The organism is Enterobacter sp. ENT02 (assembly GCF_019219165.1).
Taxonomy (GTDB): domain Bacteria; phylum Pseudomonadota; class Gammaproteobacteria; order Enterobacterales; family Enterobacteriaceae; genus Enterobacter; species Enterobacter mori.
The window spans coordinates 24732-38963 of record NZ_JAHUWD010000002.1 but is presented as its reverse complement, the minus strand read 5'-3'; the positions used below and the strand labels follow the sequence as shown (position 1 = coordinate 38963).

Sequence of the window (14232 nt, the reverse complement as noted above, 5' to 3'; positions counted from 1 at the left end):
TGTACCCTACATAAAACACTTATAACCGAAACGCCTCTAACCGCTTAATCTGCCGCCCTTCCCCGTCAAAATTCTCTGCCGCCAGCCAGGCGCGCAGCGCCGCGTCCCTTTCCGGCCACTCGCCGTCAATAATAGAGAGCATATCGCTGTCGCGGTTGCGACCTTTGCGCACCAGCTTCTGGCGCAGCCGTCCCTCCCAGACAAACCCCAGCCTCTCTGCCGCGTTGCGCGAGGCGATATTCATCGAATCACACTTCCACTCCAGCCGACGGTACTTATGTTCGAAGGCGTTTTTCAGCAGCAGCCACACCGCTTCGGTGCCGATGCGGGTGCCTTTCATCTTGCGCGACCAGGTGACGTGGCCGATTTCCACCGAGCCGAGAAACCGCTCGATCGCCATATAGCTCACCAGCCCTACCGCTTTTTCGGTACGTAAATCGATCACGGCAAAGGGCACCAGGTCATCGTCCAGCACCTTTCCCAGCACCCAGTGCGCGGTCGCTTCCACGCTTTCCGGCTGCGTGCTGGCAAGCCACGTCCAGTCGCTGTCGTCGCCCAGAGCATAGGCTTCGAACAAATCTGAAGAGTGATGCTCCGCATCCAGCGGCTCAAGACGGCAGTACTGGCCGGTAAGCGGCGTGCGGGTTAACACGCGGGCGCATTTCCAGTCCGGGACGATATCGTTAACGGTTTGACCATGTTGATTGATTTCGGGCACGGCGTTGACTCCCTGAAAGGTAAGGAGTTTGTTATAGCAGGTTAAAAAGCGGGCGAGAAGCAGCGTATTTTAATAGCCCGAGCGCATGCATTATTCCCGGAAGGCATAAGGAAAGCTGAATTTCGACTTTGCGTAATTTCAGAGACCACCTAACGTAGCGGAGCATAAAACAATCACAATATATTTTCTTCAGGGATCGCTATGACTAAAAAATTGCTGCCGTTACTGGTGCTGGCTGCGCTCTCAAGCGTTGCCCACGCCGCTACTCCGCCCAACACGCTGGTTGTCGCGCAGGGGCTTGATGACATCGTGAGCCTCGACCCGGCCGAAGCCAACGAGCTTTCCAGCATCCAGACCGTGCCGAGCCTGTATCAGCGCCTGGTGCAACCGGACCGCGATAACCCGGAAAAAATCACCCCGATTCTGGCAGAAAGCTGGGACGCCGACGCGGCAGCAAAAACCCTGACCATCAAGCTCAAGCCCGATGCAAAATTCGCCTCCGGCAACCCGCTGCGCCCGGAAGACGTGATCTTCTCATACACCCGCGCCGTGACGCTGAACAAATCCCCGGCCTTTATCCTGAACGTGCTGGGCTGGGACGCCAGCAACATCGCCAGCCAGCTGAAAAAGGTGGATGACCATACCCTCCAGCTTCACTGGACGGCGGACGTCAGCCCGGCGGTGGCGCTGAATATTCTCTCCACGCCGATTGCCTCCATCGTGGATGAAAAGCAGGTTGCGGCGAACGTGAAGGATAACGACTTCGGCAACGCGTGGCTGAAAATGCACTCGGCGGGCAGCGGCGCGTTCAAAATGCGCGTCTATCAGCCGCATCAGGCCATCGTGCTGGAAGCCAACGACTCCGCCCCCGGCGGTGCACCAAAGCTGAAAAGCATCATCATTAAAAACGTCCCCGATCCGGCCTCCCGCCGCCTGCTGATCCAGCAGGGTGACGCGGACGTTGCGCGCGATCTGGGGGCAGATCAGATTAGCGCCCTGGACGGCAAGCCCGGCGTGAAGGTGCTGAGCATCCCGTCCGCCGAGCAAAATTACCTGGTGTTCAACACCGGCAACAGCGCCAACCCGCTGCTGAACAACCCGGCATTCTGGGAGGCCTCGCGCTGGCTGGTCGACTATGAAGGCATCACCAAAAACCTGCTGAAAGGCCAGTATTTTGTTCATCAGAGCTTCCTGCCGGTCGGTCTGCCGGGCGCGCTGGAAGACAATCCGTTTAAATTTGACCCGGCGAAGGCGAAAGCGATCCTCGCCAAAGCGGGCATTAAAGACGCGCACTTCACGCTGGACGTGGAGAACAAGCCGCCGTTTATCACCATCGCCCAGTCGATGCAGGCGAGCTTTGCCCAGGGCGGCGTGAAGGTGGATCTGCTGCCTGCGGCGGGTAGCCAGGTCTATGCCCGCGTGCGCGCGAAGCAGCATCAGGCGGCCATTCGTCTGTGGATCCCGGACTACTTCGATGCGCACTCCAACGCTAGCGCCTTCGCGTGGAACGACGGTAAATCCAGCACCGTGGCCGGCCTGAACGGCTGGAAAATTCCGGATCTGAACAAAGCCACGCTGGCGGCGGTTGCCGAGCCGGATCCGGCGAAGCGTCTGGATCTGTACAAGAAAATGCAGGAACAGCTGCAGCAGAATTCGCCGTACGTGTTCGTCGATCAGGGCAAAACCCAGATCGTGGTGCGCGATAGCGTGAAGGGGTATCAGCAGGGCCTGAACGCGGATATGGTCTGGTACGATCGCGTTACGAAGTAGCCTTGTTGCCGGGTGGCGCTGCGCTTACCCGGCCTACGTTCTCGGTTTTTGTAGGCCGGGTAAGGCGAAGCCGCCACCCGGCATGAAGAGATTTCCCATGCCACATCTTTCCACCCGCGTGCTCCAGGGTCTGCTGACCCTGCTGCTCACGCTTTTCGGGCTGCTGCTCGTCACGTTTGCGCTCTCGGCTTTTTCCCCGGTCGATCGCGTGCTGCAGATCGTCGGCGATCACGCCAGCCAGTCAACCTACGATCAGGTTCGCCACCAGCTCGGGCTGGATCGGCCGCTGCCCGTGCAGTTCTGGCACTATCTGCAAAACCTCGCCCACGGTGATTTAGGCACCGCCAGCGCCACCGGACAGCCGGTGCTGCAGGACCTGCTGCGCGCCTTCCCCGCCACGCTGGAGCTGGCAACCCTGGCCTTAATCATCGGGTCCGTACTCGGCGTCATTGCCGGGGTGCTGTGCGCCCGCTACGCCGGTTCGCCGCTCGATCTCGCCATCAGAACCCTCACCCTGCTCGGCAACTCGGTGCCGATCTTCTGGCTCGGCCTGCTGATGCTGGCCCTGTTCTACGCGAAGCTGCAGTGGAGTGCGGGTCCCGGCAGGCTGGACGATATCTGGCAGTTCACCGTCGAGCCGCGCACCGGCTTTGCGCTCATAGATACCTGGCTTTCCGGCGACCGCGAGGCGTTCCGCAACGCCCTCAGCCACCTGGTGCTGCCGGTGCTGCTGCTGGCGTATTACTCGCTGGCGAGCATCACTCGCCTCACGCGCTCGGCCTGCCTGAGCGAGATGAATAAAGAGTACATCCTGCTCGCCCGCGCCAAGGGTGCCGGGGAGATGACCATCCTGCTGCGCCACGTGCTGCCGAACATTCGCAGCACTTTGCTGACGGTGATTGCGCTGGCCTACACCAGCATGCTGGAAGGCGCGGTATTAACTGAAACCGTCTTCTCGTGGCCGGGCATCGGGCGCTATCTCACCACCGCCCTGTTCGCCGGAGACACCACCGCCATCATGGGCGGCACGCTGCTGATTGGCGTCTGCTTTGTACTGATCAATAACCTTACCGACCTGCTCGTGCGGGCAACCGATCCCAGGGTGCGCTAATGCCGTTTTATCTTTTCTTACGCCGCCTGCGCCGCTCCCCTGCCGCGTTTTGCGGGCTGGTTGCCATCGTACTGCTGGTGCTTATCGCCCTGTTCGCGCCGTGGCTCGCACCGCTTGATCCGAACTGGCAGGACGCGGCCGCGCGCCTGCAGGCACCGAACGACCAGCACTGGCTGGGCACCGACAGCTACGGGCGCGACCTGCTTTCGCGCCTGATTTACGGCACGCGACCGGCGCTCGGGCTGGTGGCATTAGTTACCGTTATCACCCTGCCCGCCGGGCTGCTGATGGGGATTTTGTCCGGCTACTACGGCGGCTGGATGGAGCGCATCCTGATGCGCTTTACCGACGTGGTGATGTCGATGCCGCGCCTGATCCTCGCCTTCGCGTTTGTGGCAATGCTCGGCCCGGGGCTGGTCAACGGCGCGCTGGCGCTGGCCTTAACCACCTGGCCGGCCTACGCGCGTCAGGCCCGAAGTGAAATTCAGCGTCTGCGCCACAGCGATTACCTGGCCGCCGCCGAGATGATGGGCATTCGCGGCCCGCGCCTGCTGGTCGGGCATATTCTGCCCCTGTGTCTGCCGTCCGCGATTGTGCGGCTGGCGCTGGATCTGGCAGGCATTATTCTGGCGGCCGCCGGTCTTGGCTTCCTCGGCCTTGGCGCACGTCCGCCGATGGCCGAATGGGGCGCGATGATTGCCGACGGCATGCAGGTGATTTTCGACCAGTGGTGGATTGCCGCCATTCCGGGCGGGGCCATTCTGTTTGCCAGCCTGGCCTTTAACCTGTTGGGCGACGGCCTGCGCGACGTACTGGAGCCACAGCATGACTGAACAACGCGTCATCGTCGATGCGCTGAATATCGACTACCCCGCCGCGCGCGTGGTCAACAACCTGAGCTTCACGCTTGGCAACGAGCGGCTGGCGCTGGTGGGGGAATCCGGCTCGGGCAAGTCGATGTCCGCCCGCGCCCTGATGGGGCTGGTGCGTAGGCCCGGCATCGTGAGCGCGAACCGGCTTAACGTGCTCGGCAACGACCTGCTGGCCCTGAACAGCCGCCGCTGGCAGGCGCTGCGCGGCAACGGGATTGCAATGGTCCTGCAGGACCCGCGCTACGCGCTGAATCCGGCGAAAAACGTCGCCGCCCAGCTTGATGAGGCGCTGACCCTGCATCAGCGCCTGCCCCGCGCTGAACGCCTGGCGCGCATTCACGACATCATCCGCGCCGTCGGACTTAACGAACATGTCCTCCAGCGCTACCCTGGCGAACTCTCGGGCGGCATGGGCCAGCGCGTGATGATTGCGATGGCGCTGATCAACAACCCGCAGGTGCTGATTGCCGACGAACCCACTTCCGCACTGGACGCCCGCCTGCGCAACCAGATCCTCGAACTGCTGGTGCAGCAGTGCGAAGAACGCCAGATGGCGATGCTGTTAATCAGCCACGATCTGCCGCTGGTAGCGGAGCACTGCGACCGCGTGCTGGTGATGTATCAGGGCGAAAAAGTCGATGAGATGGCGGCAAGCCAGCTCCCGCAGGCGACGCACCCGTATACGCGCACCCTGTGGACCTGCCGTCCGAACGCCAGTACCTATGGACAGATGCTGCCGACGCTGGACCGCTCGCAGCCGTGGAAGGAGGTGAACAATGGCTCTCGTTGACGTAAACCGGCTCCAGGTGAGCTTCGGGGAGAAAACGGCGGTCTCCGCCGCCAGCTTTGCTATTGAGAAAGGCGAGACCTTCAGCCTGATCGGTGAATCCGGCTGCGGGAAATCGACTATTCTGCGCGTGCTGGCGGGGCTGCAGCGCGAGTGGAACGGCCGCATTTCGATCCTGGGAGAAGCGTTACGGCCAGGACGACGTTTTGAAGGCGAGCTTCGCCGCAACGTGCAGATGGTGTTTCAGGATCCGTGGGCCTCTTTGCACCCGAACCACACCGTTGCGCGTACCCTGTCAGAGCCGTTAAACATCCACGGTGAAACTCAGGTTGCCGAAAAGATGGCGGATGCGCTACAGCAGGTGGGGCTTTCCGCCGACGCGGGTAAACGTTATCCGCATCAGCTTTCCGGCGGCCAGCGCCAGCGCGTTGCCATTGCCCGCGCGCTGCTGCTGCGCCCGCAGCTACTCCTGCTGGACGAGCCGACCTCGGCGCTGGATATGTCGGTGCAGGCGGAAATCCTGAACCTGCTCAACCGCCTGAAGGCCGAGCACGGCATGACCTATCTGCTGGTGAGCCACGACGCGGACGTGGTTGCGCATATGTCAGACCGGGCGGCGTTTATGGCGCACGGGGAGATCCAGCGGGTGTTTGACCGTGAGGCAATGTTGAGGGGCGAGCACAGAATGGGGTAAACCGTGCGGCGGCGAGCGCCGCACGGGTTTCGTAGGCCGGGTAAGGCGTAGCCGCCACCCGGCAACAAATCACTTCAGCAGCTTCACCGTGGCATCAATGTCGATTTCATCTTCGGTGAAGATCATCGTCGTATTCTGGAAGGTGGTGATCGCCAGCTTCTTCACCGAACGCGTTTCGCCCGGCTTTTTATCGGACTTCGGCTTGATGCTGTTCATCAGCAGCCCGACCGACAGCACCGCGTTCTCTTTGTCGATTTTGGCATCAACCGGCTCTTCTTCGCTGAACACCACGAAGGATTTGATCGAGGTGAGCTTCACGCGCTCGCCCGCAATATAGAGGTGCTTACTTTCGGGGATCACCTTCACCGCGTAGGCGGAGAGGCCTTTATTGTTGGTGGTTGGCTCGAAGGTCACCGCGGCATCTTTTTTAATCAGATCGGGGTTCGCGACCTTAATCACATGAAAATAGCGATTGTCGCCGTTTTCATCTTTGATAAATCCAAAGCCTTTATCTTTAAACCACGTTGTGATTGTACCGTTCATCGCTGTTACCGCCTGTCAGATCGTAATGACTAAAGTTTTGCAGCGCGCAGTGTAATGCACAATGGCGGAGGAGACAAAAAAAAGCCCCTGCACGGGGGCAGGGGAAAACTCATGTCAGAGCTTATTAGTATTTAGTTGAACACCATACCACCGTCGATCAATAAGGACTGGCCGGTCATATAGTCAGAGTCAGGCCCGGCGAGGTATGAAACGCAGGCGGCGACATCTTCCGGTTCGGACAGGCGGCCAAGCGTAATGCGTTTGGCAAAGGTTTCGGTCCCGTAGCCGAGCGGTTTACCCGCCGCCTCGGACACCTGACGGTCGATCTCTGCCCACATCGGCGTTTTGACGATGCCCGGGCAGTAGGCGTTAACGGTGATCCCCAGCGGCGCGAGATCCCGCGCGGCGGTCTGGGTTAAGCCGCGCACCGCGAACTTGCTGGAACTGTAGACGGCCAGCTCCGGGTTACCGGTGTGGCCCGCCTGGGAGCAGGCGTTGATGATCTTGCCGCCGTGCCCCTCTTTGCGAAACGCGTCGATCGCGGCCTGAATGCCCCAGATCACCCCTTTCACGTTGATGTTGTAGACCTTGTCGACAATCTCCGGGGTGATGGATTCGATTGGCGTGGACGGCGCAACCCCGGCGTTATTGACGATCACGTCGAAGCCGCCCAGTGCGGTGCGCGCCTTTTCCACCGCCGCAAACACCTGCTCGCGGTCAGAGACATCGACCTTCACGGCGACGGCATTACCGCCGTTGCGGATGATTTCGTCGGCAACGGCTCTCGCCGTCTCGTCGTTATAGTCGGCGATGGCGACGGCAAAGCCATCCTTCACCAGGCGCAGCGCAATCGCTTTACCAATCCCCTGGCCTGAGCCTGTTACGAGAGCAACTTTTTGCATTTCTCTGTCCTTATATTGATTCACAAAATCTGGCTGAGATGGAGCTGGCCCATCAGCAGTGGGTTATCGCTGTAGTCGACGGGAATGGCCACCACGGCGGGGCCGTCGACATCCATTGCCGCGCGCAGCGTCGGCTCAAGCGCGTCCGCGCTCTCCACGGCAAAGCCTTTCGCGCCGAAGGCGTCGGCATACACTTTGAAATCGACCGGCCCGAATTCGACGCCGGAAAGACGCTGGTATTTTTTCTCTTCCTGGATGGCCACCATGTTGTAGCCGTTATCCACCCAGATGATGTGCAGCACGTTGGCGTTGAGGCGCACCGCGGTTTCCAGCTCCATGCTCGACTGCAGGAAGCCGCCGTCGCCGGACACCGACACCACCTTGCGCCCCGGGTTGACCAGCCACGCGCCAATCGCCCACGGCAGCGCGACGCCCATGGTCTGCTGACCGTTGGAGATCATTACCTGACGCGCCCGGAAGCTGTAGAGGTAGCGGGCGATCCAGATGTGGAAGCTGCCCATGTCCACGGTGAGCGTCACGTCGTTATTCACGATGTCCTGCATGGCCCGGACGATGCGCAGCGGATGCAGCGCAAACTGGTTGAGCGAGGCGCCGCGGCGGTCGAGCAGATCGCGCTGATGCTGGCGATCGACCAGAATCTCTGACGCCCGCTGGCTCAGCTCCAGCTTACGTTCGATGCGGTTAGCGAGCAGGTTCAGGGTTTCGGCGATGTCCCCCACCAGCTCCAGATCCGGCACGTAGTTACGTTCTTCATAGGCGGGCAGCACGTCAATGTGCACCAGCGTGGCATCGCCGCTGTTCCACATGGACGGCTCGTACTCCACCGGGCTGTAGCCGATGCAGATAATCAGATCCGCCAGGTGGAGCAGCCTGTCGCCCGCCTGGTTGTTAAAGAGGCCGACGCGTCCGGCGAAGCGGGTGAAGTGTTCCTGGTTCACCGCCCCGGCGGCCTGATAGGTGCTGGTGACCGGAATACGGCTTTTCTCCAGCAGCTTGCGCAGCGCGGCGCTGTTGGCCGGCTGGCTAGCCATCAGGCCGAGCAAAATAACCGGGTTTTTGGCGTTCTCGATAAGCTTCGCCACGTCGTTAATGGCGGATTCCGGCGCCGGGCCCATCAGTGCCGGGCCGCTGGCGGGCAGTATCGCCCCGGTCGCGGGCTGATCGACAATATCCTGCGGCAGGCTGACGAACGCGCCCCCCGGCCTGCCGTGCTCGGCGGCGCGAAACGCGTTCGATACCACTTCGGCAATCGCATCCGGTGAACTGACTTCTACAGCGTATTTGGTGACCGGGCTGAACATGGCAACGGTGTCCATGCTCTGGTGCACCAGCTTGGCTTTATCCGCCCGCTTCACCGCCCCGCCCAGCGCCACCACCGGATCGCCTTCGCTGTTGGCGGTGGCGATGCCGGTGATCAGGTTCGAACAGCCCGGCCCGGAGGTGACCAGCGCGACCCCGGCCTTGCCGGTCAGCCGCCCTACCGCCGCCGCCATAAACGCCGCGTTGGCCTCGTGGCGGACGGGAATAATCTCGATGGAGGAGTCCAGCAGGGAGTCAAAGACCTTGTCGATTTTCGCACCCGGAATGCCGAACACCTGCTTCACGCCCTGCGCTTCCAGCTGACCGACAACCATATCGGCGCCGTGCGCCCACTGACGTGACTGTTTCTCACTGTTCACGGTAGTTCTCCTGTTAGTTTTCGACGGAACGGATCGCTGCATCAAGATTGCTGGGGTGAAGGTTGGCCTGTAAAAACGCGCTGTCGGCGGGCAGATCAATCATTAGCTTGTGAATTTCACCGAAGGTGAGCACGCCGCTCTCCAACTGGTAGTCGAGCAGATGTCCCCCGCCCTGACGGTCATCGGTGATGAAATGTTCGTGATAGCCCGCCACGTTAATGCCCTGCATATGCTGCGGCGTGCGGAACCCGACCAGCACCCCTTCGCGCTGGTTAAAGCGGAACACCGGCTGGTCGTCCAGCACGTCGGTCATCGCGCGGTACGGCGGCGTCTGGCGCGGTACGGTGCGGGTGTGGGCATGGCGGAAGTTGCCGTCGATGCGCAGCGCGCAGAACAGGTTGTCGGAGGGAATTTGCTGGTCGATCGCGTCGTGGATCTGCTGACGGCTGACCGGGCCATTGAAGGTTATCCGGTACTGCGGCTGGAACCAGGTCATCACCGCGAACGGCGTTTTCTGCTCTGGCTTCGCGGCCCGGGCGCTGCCGTCGGCGCGCAGCTGGTACACTTTGCTGCTGAAGGCAATCATTTCGCCGTCCAGCTCGTTGAAGGTGCCCAGACCAAAATCACCGTGTGCCAGCAGATCGGCGATGGTGGTTTCCCCCTCGTACACGCCGCTTAGCAGGGCGCTCATTAGCGATGTCTGATAGATCACGCTGTCAGGATGCTGGGCGGAGAACCCGCGCAGGGTCTCGCACAAGCTGGCCTCACAGTCGCAGGCAGATGAATGCATCATCGTGCTCGTCCTCTTCAACTTTATTTAGAAAGGTTAAATAAATGTTGACCCGATTCAGCAGAGAGTTCCAATATAGAAACCATGGTGGTTTGAGACGTTTTTGATATGGAACTTCGTTATCTGCGGTATTTTGTCGCGGTTGCACGCGAGCGACACTTCACCAGGGCGGCCGAAGCGCTGGGTATTTCACAGCCTCCTCTGAGTCAGCAGATCAAACGGCTCGAAGAGGAAGTGGGCACGCCGCTGTTCAGACGCCTGACGCGGGGCGTCGAGCTGACCGAAGCGGGAGAAGCCTTCTACGAGGACGCCTGCAAGATCCTGGCGCTGAGCGACGCCGCGCTGGAGAAAGCCCGCGGCATCGCGCGCGGGCTGAACGGCAGCCTGTCGATTGGCATCACCAGCTCCGACGCTTTTCATCCCAAAATTTTCGCGCTGATCCGTCAGTTTCAGGTGCAGAACATGGCGGTGCAGGTTCACCAGGTGGAAGCCAATATGTCTTCGCTGACGACAAAGCTGGCGGAGGGTGAACTTGATATCGCCTTCGTGCGCCTGCCCTGCGAGAGCAGCAAAGCGTTCGAGTTAACAATTCTCGACCGGGAGCCGATGGTGGTGGCGCTGCATCGCGACCATCCGCTGGCAGCAAGCGGCGATCTGGCGCTGGATCAGCTGCGTGATACGCCGGTGGTGCTGTTCCCGCAGGAGGTCGCGCCCGGCCTGTACGACCGGGTTTACGGCTGCTGTGAACGGGCCGGGATTGACGTGCAGCACGCGCTGCAGTCATCACAGCTTTCATCCTCCCTGAGCATGGTTTCCGCAGGTGGCGGCTTCGCGCTGGTGCCGAAGTCGATGGCGGCCATTTCTCCGCCGAATGTCACCTACCACGCGCTGAGCTCGCCGGAGCTTTATACCGATATCGCACTCTGCTGGCGGCGCTTTGAACGCTCGCGGACGGTGAAGCGGTTTCTGACGATGATGAGCGAGGGGTAGCGGCCGGTTTGGTTGGTGTTTTTTGTAGGCCGGGTAAGGCGCAGCCGCCACCCGGCAATGCCCTTCTGGAAGCCGCCTCGCAAACCTGCAAGCAACCTTATGTAATTCAGGGGCATCCCTTTTCATCCCTTCTTCACGGTCGTAAAGTGCCTGCGTTGCGGCACATCCGTAACCGGGCGTAGGAACCCGTTAGCATAACATGACACTTTTTTGCACAACGAGGATGCTAAATGGCTACTACACCTAACTTTTCTTATGCGCTCTCTGAAGAAAGCGCTGTTCATCATCTCATCAATCTTCAGCTTTGCGATTCCGCAGATCTCTTCGAACTGGCTGACACCTGCGCCGCCTGTGTGAGCGTGCTGGTTGAAACTGACGATCCCGTGACGTTTTCCATACTTTGCGAGCGCTTGCTGGAACTGCTTAAACGCCTGCGTGAACATTGCGATACGGAGCTTCCCCCGCATCTGATTGAACGGCTCATCGCGGGGGAGAAGATCGTTTCCTGCGTGCCGGACTGCTGGCAGGAAACGGAGTTGCAGGTGGATTATGCTGTGGCGTTAACGCTGGCGGTGATGGGCGGGACACTGCCTGCGAGCGTGGCGAAAGAACTCACCGGGCTACTGCATGATATGGTCTGGCTGTTGGCGGAGTTTGTGAAGGAGCCGTATATAACGGCGCATTGAGGCGGGTGATGGGAGGCCGGGGTTCTGCTGCTGCGGACGGGCGAGGATTTCGGCCAGATACCCCTCTCTTTTCCTGGTAATTGTCTATATCAAAGCATCTGTTACTCTGGCTGGGCTCAATGGATGACAAGGATGAGAGATGCTGAATCCAGGATTCGTTACCCGCAAAGCGCTTGCTCACTGGCGGGACGTTCCCGCTTTTCTACCCCAGTTTCAATTTCATGAGAAACATCGAACGGTCATTCATACTGCTCATCCTGAAACTATTCTGCCATTGATTGCTAACTTTGACGTCCGGCAAGACCCCGTGATTCAGCGGCTAATGTCATTACGTCAAATACCGCAGAAATTTCTGCGCAACCCGCAATCTAACGCGATCGGCGACTTTGGTTTGCACAGCTTTACCCTTTTGAAAAGCTCAGCATCTGAGCTGTGCTATGGCTTAATCGGGCAATTCTGGCGGACAGATTTCGGTCTGGAAGACGTGCCGGATGCCAGTGCTTTTCAGACGCCAGCCGCTCCGGGCAGTGCGAAACTGTTACTTCGCTATCGGATAACGGAACTGGCGCCAGGGCAACATGAACTCTGTACGGAAACGTTCGTCTATTGTCCGGACAGAAGCACTCGGCTAAGGATGACAGCTTACTGGCTGGTAATCCGGGCGGGCAGCGGCTGGATCCGTAAAAGGACGCTGAAGGCGGTCAGAGAGAATATTGAAAGTCAGACGTGAGGTGTACCTGTGAAATGTTCCGAAAGGAAACCTCGCGGGAGTATTTTCCAGAATGTTTATGGGTTGAACAATGGAGGTTTTGATGAATAAGCGCGCTATTGCCTGTTTGCTCTTACTCAGTGCATTCGCTGTAAATGCTGCTGATGGCGGTAAGGGTGGTGATGGAGGAAATGGCTCTGATGGCGGAAACGGTTCTGATGGCACCGCCTCATCTAATGGCCGAGCGGGTTGTCCGGGCGGAACAGATCCGGATCCATCGGGGCATTTTTATCTTCCCGGTACAAAACAGCAATGCAACCCGGGGAAGCAGGATGCAATGAAGAGCGCCAGGCAATGAGATAAAGCGTGACAATACGCGAGCTCATCCTGATTCTGTTTCCTTACCTGCCTCCAGCTCCCGGCAAAATGTTTAGCAAGGTAAAAGATAGGCATCCTCCACACTGGACGACACCGACAGATAAGCGTTTGTGGGAAGCTACTCAAGGAAAAACAGAACCACCTGAGCGCTTCTCACGAAAAAATCGATTTGATCTTTTCGGGCAGCACGAGGTTGAAAAGAGCTATCGATCCAGCGTTATTATTACAATAATGTTGACCTTATCTGGGTTCGGTATATTCATCCTTTAGTTAAGCGTCTATTCATTATGTCATTAACATAATGTTCAATCGAAATATTGTGCTCCCGATTAATCTGAGAAATGAATGCGCTAAGATGCTCTTGCGATGCATGAAGAGTAGTGGCGATAAGGTTATCAAAATCGTTCTGAGTGAATCGTTTGTGTCCCTTCAACGTCGAACGCTGGAGCAAAGTGTGTGCGGTCACTTCCAGGACGGCCCGCCGGTAATGATCGGACAGCAGGACGTCAAGATCGGTCTGAAGAATATCAAACTCAAAATGAAAACTGACAAATCCCGATTCAACAGGTAATGAATATATAAGCCTGTTATTAAACTTATTAACATAAGGTTCGTAACCGTCCCCCATCAATCGTTGCATTTATTCCTTCCTTCTATCGTCATCAATCTGAAGCTATGTAATAAAATTTATCAAACATCTAAATGCTATACCTTTCCAAATTCTGCTCTTGCACACATTGCCATTTGACATGCTATTCTTCACCATTAACATTAATTTATACGTACATTGAAGCTTACGGTTTTAATCTTGGCTTTTATATCTAAAAATATCAACAATTACCAATAAACATTAACAAACCAGACGCAAGCATAGTTATTAAATTTACAATAATTAAATTAATGACTGTCATTTAATATTTTAACTGCATACTTTGCTTTAGTTTTCGATAATAACAAACTCACTTTTGTGAATTTCATACACTACCTCATTGCTTTCAAAGAAACAATTCCTCTAAAAATTCTGAGAACGAGCCAGAAACCAATGCAACTTCTTTATCATCCATGAAAAAAATAAACACCTTCCCTAATGAATCATCAGATTTGAGAGATAGTAGAAAAGAGTTCCCCCCGTCATCATATGCAAAAGGGACCATATTCCTCAATTCGCCAAACGACTCAACAAGGTCACGGTAGAGTTGTTCTATAGGCAGGTCACCATATTTTACAGGGTTAAACCCGCCAAGCATAAACGGATTACCATCTTTATTTTTACGAGGATGTCCTCCATTATTTTTTAGATAAAAATCAAGAAATGAAGCGGGAAGTTGATTATCAAAAATCGTATTGAAAGCATTTATTTCGTATACAGTTAGTTTATTTTCTGAATCAGTAAGATACATAGTAATTTCACCCTAACGCATCTACAGATGCGGGTTTTTGTAAAGGTTGTGCTCGTATTAAATTATACAAAAGGACTGAGTTCGCAAGTTGGTTTAATACCCACACCACCACAACAATTTTGGAAATTATTTCTTTCACTATTTTTGATAGTGTTTCAAAAAAACATTCAACGCAGTAATAT

General features: G+C 57.3%; 16 protein-coding genes. 8 read left to right on the top strand and 8 right to left on the bottom strand.

The features are described from left to right. Nucleotides 1-19: 19 nt before the first annotated feature. Entirely contained in the window at nucleotides 20-718 is a 699-nt protein-coding gene (locus tag KW829_RS06130; protein WP_218307832.1) for a GNAT family N-acetyltransferase, read from the bottom strand. Between the two features lie 201 nt (nucleotides 719-919). Between KW829_RS06130 and KW829_RS06125 the strand changes: the two genes are divergently transcribed. From KW829_RS06125 to KW829_RS06105, 5 genes are all read left to right on the top strand, one after another. Continuing rightward, entirely contained in the window at nucleotides 920-2488 is a 1569-nt protein-coding gene (locus KW829_RS06125; RefSeq protein WP_218307831.1) for an ABC transporter substrate-binding protein, read from the top strand. Between the two features lie 97 nt (nucleotides 2489-2585). After that, complete coding sequence (locus tag KW829_RS06120) at nucleotides 2586-3599, top strand: ABC transporter permease (RefSeq protein ID WP_218307830.1); 1014 nt, start codon at nucleotides 2586-2588, stop codon at nucleotides 3597-3599. Beyond that, nucleotides 3599-4432, top strand: a complete 834-nt coding sequence (locus KW829_RS06115) for an ABC transporter permease (protein WP_218307829.1) — start codon at nucleotides 3599-3601, stop codon at nucleotides 4430-4432. The genes KW829_RS06120 and KW829_RS06115 overlap by 1 nt, the downstream gene beginning before the upstream one ends. Beyond that, the gene (locus KW829_RS06110) at nucleotides 4425-5261 is read left to right on the top strand and encodes an ABC transporter ATP-binding protein (protein WP_218307828.1); all 837 of its coding nucleotides are present in this window, start codon (nucleotides 4425-4427) and stop codon (nucleotides 5259-5261) included. The genes KW829_RS06115 and KW829_RS06110 overlap by 8 nt, the downstream gene beginning before the upstream one ends. Next, complete coding sequence (locus tag KW829_RS06105; RefSeq protein ID WP_218307827.1) at nucleotides 5248-5952, top strand: ABC transporter ATP-binding protein; 705 nt, start codon at nucleotides 5248-5250, stop codon at nucleotides 5950-5952. The genes KW829_RS06110 and KW829_RS06105 overlap by 14 nt, the downstream gene beginning before the upstream one ends. A 69-nt stretch (nucleotides 5953-6021) precedes the next feature. Here the strand turns inward: KW829_RS06105 and KW829_RS06100 are convergent, their stop codons facing one another. The 4 genes from KW829_RS06100 to budA form a co-directional block, all read right to left on the bottom strand. Continuing rightward, a complete protein-coding gene (locus KW829_RS06100; RefSeq protein WP_010428355.1) occupies nucleotides 6022-6495 on the bottom strand; it encodes a cold-shock protein in 474 nt (157 codons plus the stop codon). Nucleotides 6496-6626: 131 nt separating this feature from the next. Next, entirely contained in the window at nucleotides 6627-7397 is a 771-nt protein-coding gene (locus KW829_RS06095; protein WP_148400362.1) for a (S)-acetoin forming diacetyl reductase, read from the bottom strand. 20 nt (nucleotides 7398-7417) lie between these two features. Continuing rightward, complete coding sequence (gene alsS, locus KW829_RS06090) at nucleotides 7418-9139, bottom strand: acetolactate synthase AlsS (protein ID WP_256350496.1); 1722 nt, start codon at nucleotides 9137-9139, stop codon at nucleotides 7418-7420. Next, complete coding sequence (gene budA, locus KW829_RS06085; RefSeq protein WP_010428351.1) at nucleotides 9111-9890, bottom strand: acetolactate decarboxylase; 780 nt, start codon at nucleotides 9888-9890, stop codon at nucleotides 9111-9113. Before budA ends, alsS begins: the two co-directional genes overlap by 29 nt. Before the next feature lie 105 nt (nucleotides 9891-9995). Between budA and KW829_RS06080 the strand changes: the two genes are divergently transcribed. The 3 genes from KW829_RS06080 to KW829_RS06070 all read left to right on the top strand — a co-directional run bounded on the left by KW829_RS06080 (nucleotide 9996) and on the right by KW829_RS06070 (nucleotide 12293). Continuing rightward, entirely contained in the window at nucleotides 9996-10877 is an 882-nt protein-coding gene (locus KW829_RS06080) for a LysR family transcriptional regulator (RefSeq protein WP_218307825.1), read from the top strand. Nucleotides 10878-11107: 230 nt separating this feature from the next. Then, on the top strand, nucleotides 11108-11563 hold the full coding sequence (locus KW829_RS06075) for a hypothetical protein (protein WP_089599363.1): 456 nt from the start codon (nucleotides 11108-11110) through the stop codon (nucleotides 11561-11563). A gap of 139 nt (nucleotides 11564-11702) precedes the next feature. After that, complete coding sequence (locus tag KW829_RS06070; RefSeq protein ID WP_063429386.1) at nucleotides 11703-12293, top strand: hypothetical protein; 591 nt, start codon at nucleotides 11703-11705, stop codon at nucleotides 12291-12293. A gap of 212 nt (nucleotides 12294-12505) precedes the next feature. On the opposite strand, the gene KW829_RS06065 is transcribed toward KW829_RS06070, so the two are convergent. The 3 genes from KW829_RS06065 to KW829_RS06055 form a co-directional block, all read right to left on the bottom strand. After that, the gene (locus tag KW829_RS06065; protein ID WP_172411120.1) at nucleotides 12506-12658 is read right to left on the bottom strand and encodes a hypothetical protein; all 153 of its coding nucleotides are present in this window, start codon (nucleotides 12656-12658) and stop codon (nucleotides 12506-12508) included. A 251-nt stretch (nucleotides 12659-12909) separates the two neighbouring features. Then, nucleotides 12910-13290 carry a hypothetical protein gene (locus KW829_RS06060; RefSeq protein WP_089599365.1) on the bottom strand — a complete coding sequence of 127 codons (381 nt, stop codon included), beginning with the start codon at nucleotides 13288-13290 and terminating at the stop codon, nucleotides 12910-12912. A gap of 355 nt (nucleotides 13291-13645) precedes the next feature. After that, a complete protein-coding gene (locus KW829_RS06055; protein ID WP_218307824.1) occupies nucleotides 13646-14050 on the bottom strand; it encodes an SMI1/KNR4 family protein in 405 nt (134 codons plus the stop codon). Nucleotides 14051-14232 lie beyond the last annotated feature (182 nt).

Bases quoted from the DNA above. Each gene is read 5' to 3' on its own strand.
- KW829_RS06125 (WP_218307831.1), top strand. From the start codon at position 920: ATGACTAAAAAATTGCTGCCGTTACTGGTGCTGGCTGCGCTCTCAAGC.
- KW829_RS06120 (WP_218307830.1), top strand. From the start codon at position 2,586: ATGCCACATCTTTCCACCCGCGTGCTCCAGGGTCTGCTGACCCTGCTG.
- KW829_RS06115 (WP_218307829.1), top strand. From the start codon at position 3,599: ATGCCGTTTTATCTTTTCTTACGCCGCCTGCGCCGCTCCCCTGCCGCG.
- KW829_RS06110 (WP_218307828.1), top strand. From the start codon at position 4,425: ATGACTGAACAACGCGTCATCGTCGATGCGCTGAATATCGACTACCCC.
- KW829_RS06105 (WP_218307827.1), top strand. From the start codon at position 5,248: ATGGCTCTCGTTGACGTAAACCGGCTCCAGGTGAGCTTCGGGGAGAAA.
- KW829_RS06100 (WP_010428355.1), bottom strand. From the start codon at position 6,495: ATGAACGGTACAATCACAACGTGGTTTAAAGATAAAGGCTTTGGATTT.
- KW829_RS06095 (WP_148400362.1), bottom strand. From the start codon at position 7,397: ATGCAAAAAGTTGCTCTCGTAACAGGCTCAGGCCAGGGGATTGGTAAA.
- alsS (WP_256350496.1), bottom strand. From the start codon at position 9,139: ATGCAGCGATCCGTTCCGTCGAAAACTAACAGGAGAACTACCGTGAAC.
- budA (WP_010428351.1), bottom strand. From the start codon at position 9,890: ATGATGCATTCATCTGCCTGCGACTGTGAGGCCAGCTTGTGCGAGACC.
- KW829_RS06080 (WP_218307825.1), top strand. From the start codon at position 9,996: ATGGAACTTCGTTATCTGCGGTATTTTGTCGCGGTTGCACGCGAGCGA.
- KW829_RS06075 (WP_089599363.1), top strand. From the start codon at position 11,108: ATGGCTACTACACCTAACTTTTCTTATGCGCTCTCTGAAGAAAGCGCT.
- KW829_RS06070 (WP_063429386.1), top strand. From the start codon at position 11,703: ATGCTGAATCCAGGATTCGTTACCCGCAAAGCGCTTGCTCACTGGCGG.
- KW829_RS06065 (WP_172411120.1), bottom strand. From the start codon at position 12,658: ATGAGCTCGCGTATTGTCACGCTTTATCTCATTGCCTGGCGCTCTTCA.
- KW829_RS06060 (WP_089599365.1), bottom strand. From the start codon at position 13,290: ATGCAACGATTGATGGGGGACGGTTACGAACCTTATGTTAATAAGTTT.
- KW829_RS06055 (WP_218307824.1), bottom strand. From the start codon at position 14,050: ATGTATCTTACTGATTCAGAAAATAAACTAACTGTATACGAAATAAAT.